The organism is Xanthobacter cornucopiae, from assembly GCF_043195065.2.
Lineage (GTDB): Bacteria > Pseudomonadota > Alphaproteobacteria > Rhizobiales > Xanthobacteraceae > Xanthobacter.
The window spans coordinates 3,396,674-3,414,759 of sequence record NZ_CM195531.1 but is presented as its reverse complement, the minus strand read 5'-3'; the positions used below and the strand labels follow the sequence as shown (position 1 = coordinate 3,414,759).

At 71.0% G+C, this 18,086-nt stretch carries 16 protein-coding genes; 9 read left to right on the top strand and 7 right to left on the bottom strand.

The window, feature by feature from the left end:
• The 4 genes from fhuB to V5F53_RS15115 all read left to right on the top strand — a co-directional run bounded on the left by fhuB (nt 1) and on the right by V5F53_RS15115 (nt 5,379).
• The gene (fhuB, locus tag V5F53_RS15130) at nt 1-1,986 is read left to right on the top strand and encodes a Fe(3+)-hydroxamate ABC transporter permease FhuB (RefSeq protein ID WP_393995414.1); all 1,986 of its coding nucleotides are present in this window, start codon (nt 1-3) and stop codon (nt 1,984-1,986) included.
• Nucleotides 1,979-3,040 (top strand): siderophore-interacting protein, encoded by a 1,062-nt coding sequence (locus V5F53_RS15125; RefSeq protein ID WP_393995029.1) that lies wholly within the window; start codon nt 1,979-1,981, stop codon nt 3,038-3,040. Before fhuB ends, V5F53_RS15125 begins: the two co-directional genes overlap by 8 nt.
• Before the next feature lie 79 nt (nt 3,041-3,119).
• Nucleotides 3,120-4,850, top strand: coding sequence for an ABC transporter ATP-binding protein (locus V5F53_RS15120; RefSeq protein ID WP_393995030.1), 1,731 nt, complete (start codon nt 3,120-3,122; stop codon nt 4,848-4,850).
• A gap of 259 nt (nt 4,851-5,109) precedes the next feature.
• Nucleotides 5,110-5,379: a YMGG-like glycine zipper-containing protein gene (locus tag V5F53_RS15115; RefSeq protein WP_393995031.1), complete on the top strand. Its 270-nt coding sequence runs from the start codon at nt 5,110-5,112 to the stop codon at nt 5,377-5,379.
• Between the two features lie 87 nt (nt 5,380-5,466).
• Here the strand turns inward: V5F53_RS15115 and V5F53_RS15110 are convergent, their stop codons facing one another.
• A complete protein-coding gene (locus V5F53_RS15110) occupies nt 5,467-5,649 on the bottom strand; it encodes a DUF1328 domain-containing protein (RefSeq protein ID WP_393995032.1) in 183 nt (60 codons plus the stop codon).
• 357 nt (nt 5,650-6,006) lie between these two features.
• Between V5F53_RS15110 and V5F53_RS15105 the strand changes: the two genes are divergently transcribed.
• From V5F53_RS15105 to scpC, 5 genes are all read left to right on the top strand, one after another.
• A complete protein-coding gene (locus tag V5F53_RS15105; RefSeq protein WP_393995033.1) occupies nt 6,007-6,279 on the top strand; it encodes a hypothetical protein in 273 nt (90 codons plus the stop codon).
• 259 nt (nt 6,280-6,538) lie between these two features.
• Nucleotides 6,539-6,823 carry a hypothetical protein gene (locus tag V5F53_RS15100; protein WP_393995034.1) on the top strand — a complete coding sequence of 95 codons (285 nt, stop codon included), beginning with the start codon at nt 6,539-6,541 and terminating at the stop codon, nt 6,821-6,823.
• A 94-nt stretch (nt 6,824-6,917) separates the two neighbouring features.
• Entirely contained in the window at nt 6,918-8,087 is a 1,170-nt protein-coding gene (locus V5F53_RS15095; protein ID WP_393995035.1) for an extensin-like domain-containing protein, read from the top strand.
• A 6-nt stretch (nt 8,088-8,093) separates the two neighbouring features.
• A complete protein-coding gene (locus V5F53_RS15090; RefSeq protein ID WP_393995036.1) occupies nt 8,094-8,858 on the top strand; it encodes a DUF429 domain-containing protein in 765 nt (254 codons plus the stop codon).
• Between the two features lie 98 nt (nt 8,859-8,956).
• Entirely contained in the window at nt 8,957-10,483 is a 1,527-nt protein-coding gene (gene scpC / locus V5F53_RS15085; RefSeq protein ID WP_393995037.1) for a succinyl-CoA:acetate CoA-transferase ScpC, read from the top strand.
• A 104-nt stretch (nt 10,484-10,587) separates the two neighbouring features.
• Here the strand turns inward: scpC and rpe are convergent, their stop codons facing one another.
• The 6 genes from rpe to cbbX all read right to left on the bottom strand — a co-directional run bounded on the left by rpe (nt 10,588) and on the right by cbbX (nt 18,029).
• Nucleotides 10,588-11,280, bottom strand: a complete 693-nt coding sequence (gene rpe, locus V5F53_RS15080; RefSeq protein WP_393995038.1) for a ribulose-phosphate 3-epimerase — start codon at nt 11,278-11,280, stop codon at nt 10,588-10,590.
• Nucleotides 11,281-11,441: 161 nt separating this feature from the next.
• Nucleotides 11,442-12,506 (bottom strand): class II fructose-bisphosphate aldolase, encoded by a 1,065-nt coding sequence (fba, locus tag V5F53_RS15075; RefSeq protein ID WP_393995039.1) that lies wholly within the window; start codon nt 12,504-12,506, stop codon nt 11,442-11,444.
• 88 nt (nt 12,507-12,594) lie between these two features.
• Entirely contained in the window at nt 12,595-14,634 is a 2,040-nt protein-coding gene (tkt, locus tag V5F53_RS15070; RefSeq protein WP_393995040.1) for a transketolase, read from the bottom strand.
• Nucleotides 14,635-15,017: 383 nt separating this feature from the next.
• The gene (locus V5F53_RS15065; RefSeq protein WP_393995041.1) at nt 15,018-15,893 is read right to left on the bottom strand and encodes a phosphoribulokinase; all 876 of its coding nucleotides are present in this window, start codon (nt 15,891-15,893) and stop codon (nt 15,018-15,020) included.
• Between the two features lie 19 nt (nt 15,894-15,912).
• Complete coding sequence (locus V5F53_RS15060; RefSeq protein WP_393995042.1) at nt 15,913-16,980, bottom strand: class 1 fructose-bisphosphatase; 1,068 nt, start codon at nt 16,978-16,980, stop codon at nt 15,913-15,915.
• A 98-nt stretch (nt 16,981-17,078) separates the two neighbouring features.
• Nucleotides 17,079-18,029, bottom strand: a complete 951-nt coding sequence (gene cbbX / locus V5F53_RS15055) for a CbbX protein (protein ID WP_393995043.1) — start codon at nt 18,027-18,029, stop codon at nt 17,079-17,081.
• Nucleotides 18,030-18,086: the final 57 nt, after the last annotated feature.

Below are 18,086 nucleotides of genomic sequence, written 5' to 3'. Positions count from 1 at the left end.
ATGTCCTGGTTCGCCACGCCGCCGCGCCGGGCCGCCGGCCTCTGGCTGGGCCTCGCCGGCCTGGCGGTGGCGCTGCTGGCGGTGGTGCTCGCCCGGCGTCTGGAGATCGCCGGCGACCTCGAGACCGCGCGGCTGCTGCGGGAGGCGCTGTTCTGGCACAGCCTGCTGCCGCGCATCGCCACGGCGCTGCTGGCGGGGGCGGCGCTGGGCCTTGCGGGGGCGCTGCTGCAGCGGGTGCTGCGCAATCCCATCGCCGATCCCTCCACCCTCGGCATCGCCTCCGGCGCCCAGCTTGCCTTGACCCTGGCGCTGGCGTTCGCGCCGGGGCTGCTCGCCTGGTCGCGGGAAGGGGTCGCGCTGGCCGGCGGGGCGGCGGCGGTGGCGCTGGTGCTGGCCATGAGCGCGCGGCGCGGGCTCGATCCCATCACCGTGGTGGTGGCGGGCATGACGGTGTCGCTCATGGCTGGGGCGGCCAGCGCGGCGCTGGTGCTGGCGCGGGGCGAATATGTGCTCTCGGTGTTCATCTGGGGCGCCGGCTCGCTGCACCAGCAGAGCTGGAACAGCGCGCTCTCCATCGGCGGCCGGCTGGCCCTGGGCGCCGCCGCTGCCGCCGTGCTGCTGCGGCCGCTGGCGGTGCTGGCCCTCGACGACGCGGCGGCGCGCAGCCTTGGCGTGGCGCTCACGGCGCTGCGCGGCCTCGTCATCGGCGTGGCGGTGTGGCTGGCGGTCAGCGTGATTTCGGAAGTGGGCGTCATCGGCTTCGTCGGGCTGGCGGCGCCGGCGTTCGCGCGGCTGGCCGGGGCGCGCACGCCGCACGCGCTGCTGCTGAAGGCGCCGCTCATGGGCGCGGTACTGCTGGCCCTGGCCGATGGCGTGGTGCAGGCCACCGCCGGCGCGCGGGGTGATCTCATCCCCACCGGGGCGATGGTGGGATTGCTCGGTGGGCCACTGCTGCTGTGGCTGCTGCCACGGGCCACGCCCCATGCCCCGCCGGCGGAGGCGACTCCGGCGGCGGGGCGGCGGCTGGCGCGGCCGGGGCGGGCGCTGGCGCTGCTGGCCGGTGCCGGCGCCGGGCTTGCCGCCGTCACGCTGACGCTCGGGGCCGGGCCACAGGGCTGGTCGTTCGCCGGCGGCGATCTCATGGCCGACCTGCTGGCCTTCCGCGCGCCGCGGACGCTGGCGGCCGGGGCGGCGGGGGCGCTGCTGGGCACCGCCGGCGGGCTGATGCAGCGTCTCACCGGCAATCCGCTGGCCGGGCCGGAGGTGCTGGGCGTGAGCGCCGGGGCGGGGGTGGGCATCGCCGCCGCGCTGCTGGTGTTCGATGCGCCGGGCTCTGGCGTGCTGCTGGCCGCGAGTGGCATCGGTGCGCTGTGCGCCCTGGTGTTCATCCTGGCCCTCGGCGCCCGTGCCGGGTTCGGGCCGGACAGGATGCTGCTGGCGGGCGTGGCGCTCGGCTGCATGTGCCTCGCGGTGCTGTCGGCGGTGTTCGCCGCCGGGGGCTGGAACACCTTCCTGCTGCTGGGCTGGCTCGCCGGCTCCACCGACAAGGTGGAGATGGCGGAGGCGGCGGGGCTGGCGCTGTGTGCGCTGGCGCTGCTGGCGCCGCTGCCGCTGCTCGGGCGCTGGATCGATATCCTGCCCCTGGGCGCGCCGGTGGCGCGGGCATTGGGCGTGCCGGTGGCCGCGAGCCGGCTGCTGCTGTCGCTGCTGGCGGCGCTGATGACGGCGGCGGCCACCTTCGTGGTGGGGCCGCTGAGCCTCGCCGGCCTGCTGGCGCCGCACCTGGCGCGGCTGCTGGGCTTCGTTGGCGGGCCGGTGTTCCTGTTCGCGGCGGCGGCGATCGGCGCGGATCTGGTGATGCTCGCCGACTGGCTCGGGCGCAACGTGGCCTATCCCTACCAGATTCCGGTCGGCTTCTTCGCCGCCCTGGTGGGCGGGCCCTATCTCATCTGGCTGCTGCAAAGGGGAGGGCCGAGCCGTGGCTGATATCTTGTGCGCCGAGGCCCGCCTCTCGCTCGCCGATCCCGCCGGCCTGCTGCCGGCGCTGGTGGCGCGTCTCGGCGGCGCCGTGGAGACGACGCCCGCCGGCGCGGTGGTGCGGCATCCGCGCCTCGGCGTTCTCACCCTCGCGGTGGCGGCGCGGACGCTGGCGGTGGGGTGCGCCGCGCCCTCGGCGGCAGCCCTCGGCTGGGGCAAGATGGCGGTGGCCGAGGCGCTGGCGGCCCTGGCGCCGGAGCATCCCGCGTTCGCCTGGACCGGCGATGCCGCCGGGGCCCGCGACCTGCCCTTCTTCCGCGAGATGGTTGTGGCCGGCGCGTTCCAGGTGACGCCGCGCCTGCGCCGCGTGGTGCTGGCGGGCGATGCCGCCCATTTCGCGCGCGGCGGGCTGCACGCGCGGGTGCTCATTCCACCGGCCGGCCGGGCGCCGGTGTGGCCTCATGCGGATGCCGAGGGGCGCATGGTGTGGCCGCAGGGGGCGGATGCCCTGGTGCCGCGGGTCTACACCGTGCGCGCCGTCGACACCGTGCGCGGCGAGATCGCTCTCGACGTGGCCCTGCACGAGGGCCCCGGCGCCCGCTGGGCGCGCGCCGCCGCGCCGGGCGACCGGGTGGGCCTGCTCGGTCCCGGCGGCGCGGCGCCGGAACCGGCGCCCTGGCAGCTCTATGCCGGCGACGAGACGGCGCTGCCGGCCATCGCGCGCCTGCTGGAGGAACTGCCGGCCGGGGCGCGGGCGGTGGTGCGCATCGAGGTGGCCGATCCGGCCGAGGAGCAGGCGCTGGCCTCGCCCGCCAGTGTGGACCTGCGCTGGCTGCACCGGGGCGGGGCGCCGGCCGGCACCACCCGGCTGCTGGACCGCGCGATCGATGCGGTGGCGTTTCCCGACGATCCCGCCGCCGGCCGGGTGTTCGCCGGCTGCGAGCAGGCCACCGCCCGGCGCCTGCGGGCGCTCGTGCCACCGCGTTCCGGCATCGACAAGACCCGCTGCATGATCGCCGCCTATTGGCGCCTTGGCCATGCGGGGGTGGATGTCGGCGAGTGATGCCGCGCCGCGCGGGCGCTTCTTCACGGGACGGATGCAATGGCATCCTCTCGCCCTGGCTTGAGAGAACCTGTTCGACATGACCGTCCTGCGCCAGTTCTTTTCCTATTATGCTCCGTACAGAGGCTTGTTCCTGCTGGATTTTTCCTGCGCCATCCTGTCCGGCGTGCTGGAGCTGGCGTTTCCCATGGCGGTGGCCGTGTTCGTGGATCACCTGCTGCCGGCCCAGGACTGGAACCTGATCCTGCTCGCCGCCCTGGGGCTGCTGGCCATCTACGTGCTCAACACGGCGCTGATGGCGGTGGTGACCTATTGGGGGCACATGCTTGGCATCAACATTGAGACCGACATGCGCCGGCGGGCGTTCGACCACGTGCAGAAGCTGTCCTTCTCCTTCTTCGACAGCCACAAGACCGGCCACCTGGTGGGGCGGCTCACCACCAATCTGGAGGAGGTGGGGGAGATCGCCCATCACGGCCCGGAAGATGTGTTCCTGGCGGTGATGACCTTTATCGGCGCCTTCGTGCTGATGCTGACGGTGAATGTGCCGCTCGCCCTCGTCACCGGGGCGATCGTGCCCCTGGTGGCCTTCGCCACCACCCATTACGGGCGGGAGATGACGCAGAATTTCCGCGAGCTGTTCCACAAGGTGGGCGCCTTCAACGCGCGCATCGAGGAGAATGTGGGCGGCATCCGCGTGGTGCAGGCGTTTGCCAACGAGGACCACGAGCGGCGCCTGTTCGCCGATGCCAACGACGGCTACCGCGCCACCAAGCTCGCCGCCTACCGGCTGATGGCGGGCAACATGTCCCTGAGCTATCTCGGCATGCGCCTCACCCAGGTGGTGGTGATGCTGGCGGGCACCTGGTTCGTCATCCGCGGCGAGCTCTCCAACGGCGGCTTCGTGTCGTTCCTGCTGCTGGTGGGGGTGTTCTTCCGGCCGCTGGAGAAGATCGCGGCGGTGGTGGAGATCTATCCCAAGGGCATCGCCGGCTTCCGCTCCTACCTGGAGTTCCTGGCCACCCGGCCCGAGATCGCCGACCGGCCCGGCGCGCGCGACCTTGCCGACGGCGGCAAGGTGCGCGGCGAAATCCGCTATGAGGACGTCAGCTTCGGCTACACGCCCGGCCGGCCGGTGCTGAAGGATCTGTCGCTGCAGGTGGCCGCCGGCGAGACGGTGGCCTTCGTGGGCCCTTCGGGCGCCGGCAAGACCACCTTGTGCGCGCTGCTGCCGCGCTTCTACGAGGCCACCGCCGGCCGCGTCACCATCGACGGACAGGACGTGCGCGACGTGACGCTGGCCTCGCTGCGCCGCTCCATCGGCATCGTCCAGCAGGATGTCTTCCTGTTCGCGGGCACCATCCGCGAGAACATCGCCTATGGCCGGCTGGAGGCCAGCGCGGCGGAGATCCGCGCCGCCGCCGCCCGCGCCCGGCTCGACGACCTGATCGCCAGCCTGCCCGCCGGCCTCGACACGGTGGTCGGCGAGCGCGGGGTGAAGCTCTCCGGCGGCCAGAAGCAGCGCCTCGCCATCGCCCGCATGTTCCTGAAGGACCCGCCGATCCTCATCCTCGACGAGGCCACCTCCGCCCTCGACGCGGAAACGGAATGGGAGATCCAGCAGGCGCTGGCGGTGCTGGCCAGGGGCCGCACCACCCTCGTCATCGCCCACCGCCTGTCCACCGTGCGCCATGCCGACCGTATCGTGGTGGTGACCGGCGCCGGCGTCGTGGAGCAGGGTGGGCACCAGGAGTTGCTGACGGCCGGGGGGCTTTACAGCCGGCTGGTGAAGACACAGCTCGCCCACTGAACGGCGCAGGAGACGGTAGCCGGTGAAGAACGGGCCGGAACGCCCGGGCGGCTGGCCGGTTGTCCTCGATGCGCCACGGCACCCGCGCGGCCTGTGGGCGGCGCGGCCGGCGATATGCTATATGCCGTTGCGTCGAGCCCTGTTCTGAACCGGGCTCAACTTCGCTCATCGGCCGCTGGAGCCGGGAGGGCGGGGTCTTTATAGGCTTCGACTGGATGACTCGGCCTTCCAAGGCGGGATCACGGACAAGGAGAAGACAATGAAAGCGGCTCTCATCGTGGGCGCCCTGGCGCTCGCCCTCACGGGGTGCAGTGAGTATTCCCGCCAGGATCGCGCCGTCGGCGGCGCCCTGCTCGGCGGTGGCGCGGGCGCGGCCATTGGCGCGGCGGCGACCGGCACGGGCACCGGCGCCCTGGTGGGCGGCCTGATCGGCGCCGGCACCGGCGCCATCATCGGTGCCGAGACCACCCCCAAGGCGTGCTGGGCGCGCGATGCCTACGGCAACCGCTACCGGGTGCAGTGCCCCTGATCCGGGCGTGATGGGCGGATGACGAAAGGGCGCTCGGTGAGCGCCCTTTTTTGTTGCCGCGGCCGGAGGGCGCCCCCTGGCTGCGGCTCAGGGCAGCGTCGGCCCGCGCCCCCGGCGCAGCAGGCCGATCACGGCCGACGCCACGAACAGGATGATGGCGACGAAGAAGACGAGTTTCGCCATCTCGATCGCCGTCCCGGCGATGCCGCCGAACCCAAGAACGGCGGCGATGAGGGCGACGACGAGAAAGGTGATGGCCCAGCTCAGCATGGAATCCTCCTGGTCTTGAGCGGTGGATGTCTGAAACTCTGTGGTCGGACGCAGCCGGAACGGGCTTCAGGAAGGATGATCATCTCCAAGGCCTCGTCTTCGGAGCCGGCTGATCTTGCGCGACCGCTCGATTTCGAGAACCGTCTGGCCGCCGGATGGTTCCCCGGCGGCCGGGCGGTTGCCGGCGGTGGGCGGGTGACGGCGCGCGGTGGGGAACCAGGGCGGCGATCGGGCGTTAAGGTTTCGATCACCAGCACGGAGGAAGCCATGACAGGATCGCAATCCCGGATGGGAGCGTCCGCCCCGGTCGCGCCGGCCCTTGCCCCTCTCCCCCCGGCCGGGGGCGTGGAAGGGGATATGCCCCGCGGCTATGACGCGCTTGAGTTCTCGCCGCAGGAGTGCGCGCGCGACTTTCCCCGTTTCGTGGTGCGGCGTCCGCGGCGGGTGCGGATGGCGGACGAAGAGCGGGCCATGCTGCGCCGTGTCACCGCCGCCTTCTCCGACGCCACTCCCGTGCGGGGCGACGACGGGGAGGCGGCGCGCGATGTCGGCTCCACGGCTGCGGATGCGCCGCCGGGCGTGGACGTGGAACCGATGGTCGACGGTTCAAGTCGCCTGTACCGGGACTGAGCCGGCGCAGGCGGCAGAGGAGGCCCGGGATGCGGGTCTTCACGAATTGAAACTCCGGCGGGAGGGTGTCACACCGTGGCGCCCGCCGCCGGTGGCGTGACGCAGGCGCGGTGCGCCGCGTCGATCCAACCCGCGCGGCGGCCGAGCCTTTGGCCGGATCTGCGGCGCGGAGGCCTGCCACTTCGGCCGCGCTTGCTCTCGCAGGCGCGGCTATTCCCCATGTTGCGGCGTTTCAGCCCTTTTCAGATTGCCTTTCGCCATGACCAGGCAGGACCAGAAAGAGACCGGCGGTATGCGCATTCCCCATCGACGCGACATTTCCGCGCGGCAAGATCTTCTCGGTCGCGAGCTGCGGCAGCTGTTCGAGGGCTACATTCAGGAAGACGTGCCGGAGGAGTTGCGCAGCCTTGCGCTGCAGCTGCAGTCGGCGGTGGAGGCGCGGCCGTCCGGGCCGGAGGCGCCGCGCCCCTCGCCGGCGCCCGCGTCCGGCGCGGAGGCCGAGGCCCCCGCCACGGCGGTGGCCGACCCCTCGGGCCAGGGGTAGCGCGCGGATCGGGCGGGCGCCCGTGGTGTCCCTGCTGGTAAAAACGTGGCCGCCTTAACTTCTCCGCAACGGCCGCTCGGCCACTGTGCCGCCCATGATGCGCGGCGTTCACTGGTATCTCATTGCTCCACTTGCCTGTGCTGTGCTCCTGTCCGGCTGTCGTTTCGGCGACAGCGGGCGGGACCCCTGGCGCACGGAGGCTGAAGAGCAGTGCCTGGCGGCGAAGGGCGTGGTGCCCTCGGCGTTCATGGAGCCGTTGTCGGCCATCAATGGCGACGGCGCGTGCGGCATGGAATATCCCTTCCGGGTGCACGCTTTGGCCGAGGGCAACGTGGTGGTGGAGCCTTCCGCGCGGCTCGCCTGCCCGGTGATCCACGAGGTCGATTCCTGGGTGAAGGAGGTGGTGGAGCCCGCCGCCGAGGCCTGGCTGGGCCAGCCGGTGGTGGCGATCCGCCAGATGTCCTCCTATTCCTGCCGCAACATGAACAATGGCCAGGCCAATCCGAAGATTTCCGAGCATGCGTTCGGCAACGCGCTGGACGTGGGCGCCTTCCGCACCGCCGATGGGCGCTGGATCACGGTCAAGGACGGCTGGAAGGGCAAGCCGGAGGAACGCGGTTTCCTGCTGCAGGTGCAGGCGGGGGCGTGCGAGCGCTTCACCACCGTGCTCGCGCCCGGGTCCAACGTGTTCCACTATGACCATATCCACGTGGACCTGATGCGCCACGCCAAGGGCCGCACCATCTGCAAGCCGGCGCCCAAGCCCATGCCGGCCCCGGCCATGGCGGCGCTGGGCCAGCCGTTGCCGCCGGCGCCGCCCGCCGTCGCGCCCGAGCCGCCGCCGCCCGCGCCCGCCCCGGCGCTGTTCGCACCGTTCTCTGCACCCGCGCCGGAACCGGCACCGCCCCGCCCGCAGGCGGTGGAGCCGCCGGCGGTCTACGAGCCGCCGCCGCCTCCGCCGCAGGTGCAGTCGATGCCGCTTCCCCCGCCCGAGCCGCCACCCCTCCCGCCGGTGCCCCAGGCTCAGGTGCCGCGGCCCCAGCCGGCGCGGGCGCCGGCGGCCCGTCCCGGCCCGAACCAGCTTCCCCCCGGCTGGCAGGTGGGGCCGGAAGGCATGCGTGCGCCGGGGCCCATGTCCTATGCCCCGGGCAAGGGCGGCCCGGTCGAGGTCACCGGCTCGGTGCCGCGGCGCAAATATTATTCGGCGCCCGTTCCGCAGCCCTCGACCATTCCTTTGCCCCAGGCCCGGGCCGGCGAGGACTGAGAGGTCGTGGCGGAGGTCCGCGCGTCCTTCGTCGGCTTGGATGGCTGTCGCGGCGGCTGGATCTGCGCCCGCCAGGACGGCGCGGCGGGACTGGCGCTCAGCCGCGTCCACCGTCTGGGCGACCTGCTCGCGCCGCGGCCCCATCCCCTGGTCGCCATCGACATTCCCATTGGCCTGCCGGAGCGGGTGGGGCCGCGCGGGCGCGCCCCCCGTGTGGCTGGTCCGTCCGCCGCTGGGCGGGCGTCAATCTTCGGTGTTCTCTATGTCGGCGCGGGCGGTGGTGATGGTGGGCCTGGCTCCGGGCGCGGACGAGGGCACCGCTATGGCGCCGCCCGCGCCGTGGCGCGCGCCACCTCCGATCCGCCGAAGGCGGTGGCCAAGCCGTGCTTCCACCTGTTCGCGAAGATCGTAGAGGCGGACACCCTGCTGCGCGGCCGGCCGGACCCGCTGCCCCATCTCCATGAATGCCATCCCGAGGTGGCGTTCTGGGCCATGAACGGACGGGCGGCGCTGAGGGAGCCCAAGACGGCGAGGAGCCGCCCCTATCCGCCCGGCCTCGACCTGCGGATCGGCCGTCTCGCGTCCCAGGGGATACCCGTGGATGCGCTTGCAGCGCAAAGCGCCCTTGCGCTGCAAGCGGGGCTCGACGACCTCATCGATGCGTGCGCGTGCGCCTGGAGCGCCAAAAGAGTGGCATATGGCAAGGCTTTGCGCTTTCCCGACCCGCCCGAGCGCGACATTTTCGGCCTGCCCATCTGCCTCACGGTTTGATCGGCATCCTGCCTTTAGTCGAATTCCGAGGACGCCCGCGCGCTCGCTATGCGCGGCGGGATAGAGTGTGCTGAGGAAACCCTCGGGGGAACGCCGCCATGCCTCAAGATCGTATCCGCCTCGCCTCCCTGCGTGACAAGATCGTGTCCGCCGAGGAGGCGGCCAGCCATATCCAGGACGGGATGATCGTCGGCATGAGCGGGTTCACCCGCGCCGGCGAGGCCAAGGCCGTTCCCATGGCGCTCGCCGCCCGGGCCAAGGTGGCGCACGGCCGCGACGAGCCGCTGAAGATCACCCTCATCACCGGCGCCTCGCTGGGCAATGACCTGGACAAGCAGATGGCGGAAGCCCACCTCTTGTCACGCCGCATCCCGTTTCAGTCCGACCCGGCGCTGCGCAAGGCCATCAACGCCGGCGAGGTGATGTTCGTCGACCAGCACCTGTCCGAGACGGTGGAGCACCTGCGCACCAACCAGCTCGGCCCCATCGACGTGGCGGTGATCGAGGCGGTGGGTATCACCGCATCCGGCGGCATCGTGCCCACCACCTCGGTGGGCAACTCGGCCACTTTCGCCATCCTGGCGGAGAAGGTGATCGTCGAGATCAACCTGACCCAGCCGGCCGAACTGGAAGGCCTGCACGACATCTACATCCCCACCCGCCGGCCGTTCCGCGAGCCGATCCCGGTGGTGACGCCCGAGAGCCGGGTGGGCCTGCCCTTCATCCCGATCCCGCCGGAGAAGATCGCCGCCATCGTCATCACCGAGAAGCTGGATTCAGCCTCCAACGTGCTGCCGCCCGACCATGAGACCGCGGCCATCGCCGCTCACCTCATGGACTTCCTGAAGCACGAGGTGAAAATCGGCCGCCTCACCGAGCGCCTGCAGCCGCTCCAGGCCGGCATCGGCACCATCGCCAACGCGGTCATGCACGGCTTCATCGAGAGCCCGTTCCATGACCTGACCATGTATTCCGAGGTGCTCCAGGACTCGACCTTTGATTTGTTCGACGCCGGCAAGCTCAACTTCGCCTCCGGATCGTCCATCACCCTGTCGAAGGCCAAGCACGACCAGGTGATGCCGCACATCACCGACTACAAGTCGCGCCTCATCCTGCGGCCGCAGGAGATTTCCAATCATCCGGAGATCATCCGCCGGCTCGGCCTCATCGGCATCAACACGGCGCTGGAGTTCGACATCTACGGCAATGTGAACTCCACCCACGTGGGCGGCACCCACATGATGAATGGCATCGGCGGCTCGGGCGATTTCGCGCGCAATGCCTATCTGTCGGTGTTCGTCACCAAGTCCATCGCCAAGGGCGGCGCGCTGTCCTCGGTGGTGCCGATGGTCAGCCACGTGGACCACACCGAGCACGACGTGGACATCCTCATCACCGAGGTGGGCCTCGCCGATCTGCGCGAGCTGGCGCCACGCGAGCGCGCGCGCGTCATCATCGACAAATGCGTGCACCCGAGCTTCCGCGCCGAGATGGAGGACTATTTCGCCCGCGCCGTCGCGCGTGGCGGGCATACGCCCCATGTTATCGAGGAGGCGCTCTCCTGGCATGTGCGGGCGCGCGAGACTGGTTCGATGCACGCCGCCGCGGCGCGCAAGATCGCCTGACGCGGCGGGCCATGGACGCAAGATGCCCTCTCCCCGATGGGGAGAGGGCCGCCCGGCCGCCTACGGAGAGAGCGACGGCCGGGCAAGGGGAGCGCCGGGGGCGATCAGGCCGCCGCGGCGGTGCCGGTGGCGGCGGTGATCTCCCGTTTCATGGCGGCGATGGTGGCGGCATAGTCCTTGGCGCCGAAGATGGCGCTGCCGGCGACGAAGGTGTCCGCCCCCGCCGCCGCGATGGCGCCGATATTGTCCACCTTCACGCCGCCGTCGATCTCCAGGCGGATGTCGCGCCCGCTGGCATCGATGCGTTCGCGGATCGCCTTCAGCTTGTCGAGGGCGCTGGGGATGAAGGCCTGGCCGCCGAAGCCGGGGTTCACCGACATCACCAGCACCAGGTCGAGTGCATCGAGGGTGTAGTCGAGCACCGAGAGCGGGGTCGCCGGATTGAGCACCAGGCCGGCCTTGACGCCCTTGGAGCGGATGAGCTGGAGCGAGCGGTCCACATGCTCGCTCGCCTCCGGGTGGAACGAGATGAGGTTGGCGCCGGCGGCCGCGAACGCCTCGATCATGCCGTCCACCGGCTTCACCATCAGGTGCACGTCGATGAAGGCGGGGGTGGCCTTGCGCAGGGACTGCAGCACCAGCGGGCCGATGGTGAGGTTCGGCACGTAATGGTTGTCCATCACGTCGAAATGGATCCACTCGGCGCCGCCGGCGAGCACCGCGTCCACTTCGGCGCCGAGGCGGGTGAAGTCCGCCGACAGAATGGACGGGGCAATGATGGGATGGGCGCGGGCCATGGCAGCCTCCTGATGGTCTTCGAACTTCGGTCTTCATACCCGGCCTCGGGCCGGTTCTCCACGTCGGGGCGCGCCGCGCGGCGATGAAACCTGCGTGTGGCCCCGCCGACCGGGGCCCAGGGGGAGGTCGGCCCCCGGGCCCCGGCCGCGCGCCGGCCGCGTCAGTGCACGGTCTGCGCGAGGCTGCCGGAGGCGTAGCGCCGGGCCATGTCGTCGAGCTCGATGGGGCGCACCTTCTCCGCCTGGCCGGCCGAGCCGAACGCCTCGAAGCGCGCGATGCACACCTTCCTGGCCTCATCCATGGCGGCGGCGAGGAACTTGCGCGGGTCGAACTCGGATCTGTTCTTGTTGGCCACGCGGCGGATGGCGGCGGTCATGGCGAGGCGAATGTCGGTGTCGATGTTCACCTTGCGCACGCCGTAGCGGATGCCCTCCTGGATCTCCTCCACCGGCACGCCATAGGTTTCCTTGATGTCGCCGCCATGGGCGCGGATCTCCTCCAGCAGTTCCTGGGGCACCGAGGACGAGCCGTGCATCACGAGGTGCGTGGTGGGAATGCGCTGGTGGATGGCCTTCACCCGGTCGATGGCCAGGATGTCGCCGGTGGGCTTGCGGGTGAACTTGTAGGCGCCGTGGGAGGTGCCGATGGCGATGGCGAGGGCGTCGCACTGGGTCGCCTTGACGAACTGGGCGGCCTCGTCCGGGTCGGTCAGCAGCTTGGAATGGTCGAGGGCCTCCTCGGCGCCGTGGCCGTCCTCGGCCTCGCCCTTGCCGGTTTCCAGCGAGCCCAGGCAGCCGAGCTCGCCTTCCACCGAGACGCCCACCGCGTGGGCGAATTCCACCACCTTGGCGGTGACGGCGACATTGTAGTCGTAGTCGGCCGGGGTCTTGCCGTCGCTCTTCAGCGAACCGTCCATCATCACCGAGGAGAAGCCCGACTTGATGGCGGCGAGGCAGACGGCGGGGGAGGCGCCGTGGTCCTGGTGCATCACCACCGGGATCTCCGGATAGGCCTCGACGGCGGCGGCGATGAGGTGGCGCAGGAACGGCTCGCCGGCATATTTGCGCGCGCCGGCCGAGCCCTGCAGGATCACCGGCGAGGAGGTGGCGCGGGCCGCCTCCATGATCGCCTTCACCTGCTCCATGTTGTTCACGTTGAAAGCCGGCAGGCCGTAGGAATGCTCCGCCGCGTGGTCGAGCAGCTGGCGCATGGACACGAGGGCCATCATCCTCTCCTTGAGGGTTCGCGTGTATCGGTCGCCCCGACCGCCCAGGGGCGGGCGGCGGGCGGATGAACGGGACGGGCTTTCGCGCTCAGGCGATGGCGGTCCGCACGGCCGCGGCGACCGTCTCGGGGGTGAAGCCGAACAGGGGCCACAGGTCCTTTTCCGGCGCGGATTCGCCGAAGCGGTCGATGCCGATGGCGGTAATGCCCGAGGTTCCCAGGCCGCGCCAGCCCCGGGTCACGCCCGCCTCCACCGCGACGATGGGCGTTCCAGCCGGGAACACGGCGGCGCGGGCGGTGGCGGACAGCGCCTCGAACCGCTCGCGGCAGGGCATGGAGACCACGCGGGTGGCGATGCCCTCGGCGGCGAGCGTGTCGGCCGCCGCCAGCGCCAGCTTGACCTCGGAGCCGGTGGCCACCAGCACCGCCCGCGCCGGCTCCGCGCTCTCGCGCAGCACATAGCCGCCGTCGGCGATGGCGGCGACCTGCGCGGTGTCGCGCGCCGGCACCGGCAGGTTCTGGCGCGACAGGATCAGTGCCGTGGGGCCATCCCTGCGGGTGAGCGCGGCATGCCAGGCCTCAAGCGTCTCCACCGTGTCGGCGGGCCGCCAGACGTCGAGATTGGGGATGAGGCGCAGGCTCTCCACGTGCTCGACCGGCTGGTGGGTGGGGCCGTCCTCGCCGAGGCCGATGGAATCGTGGGTGAGGATGTAGATCACCCGCTGGCCCATCAGCGCGCTCATGCGCATGGCGTTGCGGGCATAGTCGGAGAACACCAGGAAGGTGGCGACAAAGGGGATGAAGCCGCCGTGCAGGGCGATGCCGTTGGCGATGGCCGACATGCCGAACTCGCGCACCCCGTAGAGCACCTGGTTGCCGGCCGGGTTGCGCGTCACCGGGGTGGCGCCGGGATAGGTGGTGAGGTTGGAGTGGGCGAGGTCCGCCGAACCGCCCAGGAATTCCGGCACCACGGGGGCGAGCGCCGCCAGCGCCTGCTGGCTGGCCTTGCGGGTGGCGATGGTTTCCTTCTTCTCCACCGCTGCGGCGAGGGCGGCGGCGAAGGCGGGCTCGAACGCGGCCGAGAGGTCGCCAGCGAGGCGGCGGCGGAATTCGGCCGCCTCCGCCGGGTAGGCGCGGGCATAGGCGTCCATGCGCGCCTCCCAGGCCTGCTGGCGGGCGGCGCCGGCCTTGCGGGCGTCCCAGGCGGCGTAGACCTCGTCCGGCACCTCGAACGGGGCGTGGCTCCAGCCCATGGCGGCGCGGGTGCGGGCGATCTCCTCGGGTCCGAGCGGGGCGCCGTGGGTGTCCTGGTGGCCCTGCTTGGTGGGCGCGCCGCGGCCGATCACGGTCTTGCAGCAGATGAGGCTGGGCTTGCCGGTCTCTTCGAGGGCGGCCGCGACGGCGGCGCCGATGGCCCTGGGGTCGTGGCCGTCCACGTTCCGCAGCACCTGCCAGCCATAGGCTTCGAAGCGGGCGGGGGTGTCGTCGGGGAACCATTCCTCCACCTTGCCGTCGATGGAGATGCCGTTGTCGTCATAGAAGGCCACCAGCTTGCCGAGGCCGAGCCGGCCGGCCAGCGAGCACACCTCGTGGCTGATGCCCTCCATGAGGCAGCCGTCGCCCAGGAACACGAAGGTGCGGTGATCGACGATGGCGAGGCCGGGGCGGTTGAACTGCGCCGCCAGCGTCTTTTCGGCCAGCGCCATGCCCACCGCATTGGCCAGCCCCTGGCCGAGCGGCCCGGTGGTGGTCTCGATGCCGGGGGTCATGCCCACCTCGGGATGGCCGGGCGTCCTGGCATGGAGCTGGCGGAAGCGCTTCAGCTCGGCGATGGGCAGGTCGTAGCCGGTGAGGTGCAGCAGCGCATAGAGCAGCATGGAGCCGTGCCCGTTGGACAGCACGAAGCGGTCGCGGTCGGGCCAGGCGGGGTCGGCGGGATTGTGCCGCAGGTGCTCGCGCCACAGCACGGCGGCGATCTCCGCCATGCCCAGCGGGGCGCCGGGGTGGCCCGATTTGGCCTGCTCCACCCCGTCCATGGCCAGCGCCCGCACGGCGGCGGTCACGGGCCAGGCGAGGGAGCCGGGGGAACGGTCGAGGGCCGGTTCGGTCAGCACGGCGTGAGCGGTCATCCTGTCTCTCCCTTCATCACCTCGCCCTCCTCGCGGCGTTCGCCCGCTTTGCGGCGGGAGAGGGGGCAAGGCGGGCCATTGGGGTGCCGTTATGGTTGGCCGTTATGGTTAGGTATCGCCGGTTTCGGGGGGTGGCACCGGCCCTCCGCCGGAGGCCCGCCCGGACGGGGCGGGACAAGGTCGCCGCCCGTCGCCGCCGGGACGAGACGCGGGGGAGGATGGTTGCCACGCGTCCCAGGGCTCATGGAACGTGCCATCCTCCCCCTGCCTCCCCCACGCGCGGGAGCGGGTGCCGCGGCCGGCCCGGCGTCGGGCGGGCTGCGATGTCGGTGTCGCGCCGGCGGGGCGGCCCCGCGTCGGGCGGGTGCGCCGGGGCGCGGGTCTCACTCGGCCCGGCGCTTGCGCTCGATGAGCTTCATGATGAGCGGGGTCAGCAGGAGCTGCATGGCGAGATCCTGCTTGTTGCCGGGGATGACGATGGAATTGGCCCGCGACATGAAGCTGTTGTGGATCATCGACAGCAGGTACGGGAAGTCGATGCCGTGCGGGTCGCGGAAGCGGATCACCACCATGGATTCATCGGGCGTCGGAATCCAGCGCGCGATGAACGGGTTGGAGGTGTCCACCGTGGGCACCCGCTGGAAGTTGATGTCGGTTTCCGTGAACTGCGGGCAGATATAGCGGACATAGTCCGGCATGCGGCGCAGGATGGTGTCGGTCACATCCTCGGTGGAATAGCCGCGGGTGGCCTTGTCGCGGTGGATCTTCTGGATCCACTCCAGATTGATCACCGGCACCACGCCGATCTTCAGGTCCGCGTGCTGGGCGAGGTTGATGTCGTCGGTCACCACCGCGCCGTGCAGGCCTTCGTAGAACAGCAGGTCGGTGCCGCCCTCCACGTCCTCCCAGGGGGTAAAGCGGCCGGGCTCGGTGCCGTAGGCCTTGGCCTCGCCAGCGTCGTGCACATAGTGCCGGGCGCGGCCGGAGCCGGTGGCGCCGTAGTCCTTGAACAGCGTCGCCAGCTCGCCGAGCAGGTTGGTGTCGGGGGAGAAGTGGCTGAAGTGCTTGTTGCCCTTGGCCGCCTCAGCGGCCATCAGCTCGCGCATTTCGAAGCGGTCGTACCGGTGGAAGGCGTCGCCCTCCACATAGGCCGCCTTCACGCCCTCGCGGTGGAAGATCTGCTCGAAGGTGCGCTTGACCGAGGTCGTGCCCGCGCCCGACGAGCCGGTGACGACGATGATGGGATGCTTGACCGACATTTTGAGCCCCGAGCGAAAATCAGATGAACAGGCCGCGCCGTGCGAACAGGGGAGAGCGCTCGCCGTGGCTGGCGGACGACACGTGGTAGCGGGCGACGCGGCCCACCTCGTCCCGGGCGCCGAAGATGAACGGCACGCGCTGGTGCACGGCGTTGGCGGTGCGATCGAGGATGGCGGCTTGGCCATCGGTGGCGGCGCCGCCGGCCTGCTCCATCAGGAAGGCGACGGGGAACGCCTCGTAGAGCAGGCGCAGGCGGCCCTGGTGGTAGCCCTTGCGGCTGTCGCCGGGATACAGGTAGATGCCGCCCCGCCGGAAGATGCGATGGGCGTCGGCCACCATGGAGGCGACCCAGCGCATGTTGAACTCGCGCTCGCGCGGGCCCTTCCGGCCCGCGAGGCAATCGTCCACATAGGACCGAACCGGCTCGTCCCAATGGTGGTAGTTCGACATGTTGATGGCGAACTCGGCGGTGCCTTCCTTCACCCGGGTGGCGGGGTCGGCGAGGCGGAAGGTGCCGGTGCGGTCCAGCGCGAAGTGCCAGGTGCCGGCGCCCACCGTCAGCATCAGCGCCACATGGGGGCCGTAGATGACGTAGCCGGCGGCGAGCTGGTCGCGTCCGCTCTGGAAGAAGGCGGCGGCATCGGCCCCGGACACGCCCTCGGGGCGGCGGAACACCGAGAAGATGGTGCCCACCGACAGGTCGGTGTCGATGTTGGAGGAGCCGTCCAGCGGGTCGATGGCCACCAGCAGCGGCGCGTCGGCGGCCAGCACCACCGGCGCCTCGTTCTCCTCCGAGGCCACGGCGGCGACGGGAGCGGTGGCGAGGGCGCCGATGACGAGGTCGTTGGCGATCACGTCCAGAGCCTTCTGGCCCTCGCCGGCCTCGCCGGAGGAGAGGGTGGCGGCGAAGTCGCCGCCAAGCGGCCCCTCGGCGATCCTGGCGGCAAGGGCCACGGCGCCTTGCGCCAGCGCAGTGAGGGTCAAGGCCACCTGCTGCCGCCCGCGCTCGGCGCCGGCCCATTCGTCCAGGGCGGCAGCCAGCGTGATGCCGGGGGCGGCATGATGATCGGCGTTCGGCTCCAACATGGCGTTATCTCCCTGAGGGTCGTTGCCCCGCGGCCCGTTCGGCGGGCCGTCATCGCTTTGTTTACATTCGGTTTTAAGCGGTGGCTCGAACTTTGGTCTTACACTGTGGTGGCGGGGCGCGGCGCGTCGATACCGCCCGCGAACACGCGGCTGGCGCGCACGTCGCCTTCGGTGAGGGTTTCCAGCGCCGCGCGGTCGGCGAGGCCGCCGGTGTCGAACAGGCGCAGCGACTGGCGCAGGCGCATGCGGTCGAAGGCGTTGCGGATGGAGCGGGCGTTGGCGAAATTGGGCTGGGTGCGGCGGACGCTCACATATTCCGCCAGGGCCCGTTCCGCCTCCGGGCTGAACTGGTAGTCGGCGGCCGCGGCCATGGACCGGGCGATGGACACCAGCTCGTCATCCTCATAGTCGGGGAAGTCGATGTGGTGGGCGATGCGCGAGCGGAAGCCGGGGTTGCTCTCGAAGAAGCGGTCCATGCGGTCCTTGTAGCCGGCCAGGATCACCACCAGGTCGTCGCGCTGGTTCTCCATCACCTGAAGCAGGATCTCGATGGCCTCCTGGCCGTAGTCCCGTTCGTTCTCGGGCCGGTAGAGATAATAGGCCTCATCGATGAACAGCACGCCGCCCATGGCCTTCTTCAGGATGTCCTTGGTCTTGGGCGCGGTGTGGCCGATGTACTGGCCCACCAGGTCGTCGCGGGTGACCGAGACCAGGTGGCCGCGCCGCACATAGCCCAGCCGGTGCAGGATGCGCGCCATCTTGAGCGCGACCGTGGTCTTGCCGGTGCCGGGATTGCCGGTGAAGGCCATGTGCAGGGTGGGTGCCCCGGAGGTCAGGCCGAGCGCCTCGCGGGCCCGGCCGATGACGAGATGGGCTGCGATTTCGCGGATGCGGCGCTTCACCGGCTTGAGGCCGATGAGATCGCTTTCGAGCTCGGCCAGGAACTCGGGCACCTCACTCTCGGTGAAAAGAAGGCCGAGGTCGAGCGTGCCATCGGCATCCCTTGCCGGCAACTCGGCGGTCGGTGCGGAAAGGGGGACGTCAAGCATGGCTCGATCCTCGGTGGAGTTGCGCGGTGGGAACAGCCGCGCGGGTGAAGGGGTGGG

Bases quoted from the DNA above. Each gene is read 5' to 3' on its own strand.
- fhuB (WP_393995414.1), top strand. From the start codon at position 1: ATGTCCTGGTTCGCCACGCCGCCGCGCCGGGCCGCCGGCCTCTGGCTG.
- V5F53_RS15120 (WP_393995030.1), top strand. From the start codon at position 3,120: ATGACCGTCCTGCGCCAGTTCTTTTCCTATTATGCTCCGTACAGAGGC.
- V5F53_RS15115 (WP_393995031.1), top strand. From the start codon at position 5,110: ATGAAAGCGGCTCTCATCGTGGGCGCCCTGGCGCTCGCCCTCACGGGG.
- V5F53_RS15110 (WP_393995032.1), bottom strand. From the start codon at position 5,649: ATGCTGAGCTGGGCCATCACCTTTCTCGTCGTCGCCCTCATCGCCGCC.
- V5F53_RS15105 (WP_393995033.1), top strand. From the start codon at position 6,007: ATGCCCCGCGGCTATGACGCGCTTGAGTTCTCGCCGCAGGAGTGCGCG.
- V5F53_RS15100 (WP_393995034.1), top strand. From the start codon at position 6,539: ATGACCAGGCAGGACCAGAAAGAGACCGGCGGTATGCGCATTCCCCAT.
- V5F53_RS15095 (WP_393995035.1), top strand. From the start codon at position 6,918: ATGATGCGCGGCGTTCACTGGTATCTCATTGCTCCACTTGCCTGTGCT.
- scpC (WP_393995037.1), top strand. From the start codon at position 8,957: ATGCCTCAAGATCGTATCCGCCTCGCCTCCCTGCGTGACAAGATCGTG.
- rpe (WP_393995038.1), bottom strand. From the start codon at position 11,280: ATGGCCCGCGCCCATCCCATCATTGCCCCGTCCATTCTGTCGGCGGAC.
- fba (WP_393995039.1), bottom strand. From the start codon at position 12,506: ATGGCCCTCGTGTCCATGCGCCAGCTGCTCGACCACGCGGCGGAGCAT.
- tkt (WP_393995040.1), bottom strand. From the start codon at position 14,634: ATGACCGCTCACGCCGTGCTGACCGAACCGGCCCTCGACCGTTCCCCC.
- V5F53_RS15065 (WP_393995041.1), bottom strand. From the start codon at position 15,893: ATGTCGGTCAAGCATCCCATCATCGTCGTCACCGGCTCGTCGGGCGCG.
- V5F53_RS15060 (WP_393995042.1), bottom strand. From the start codon at position 16,980: ATGTTGGAGCCGAACGCCGATCATCATGCCGCCCCCGGCATCACGCTG.
- cbbX (WP_393995043.1), bottom strand. From the start codon at position 18,029: ATGCTTGACGTCCCCCTTTCCGCACCGACCGCCGAGTTGCCGGCAAGG.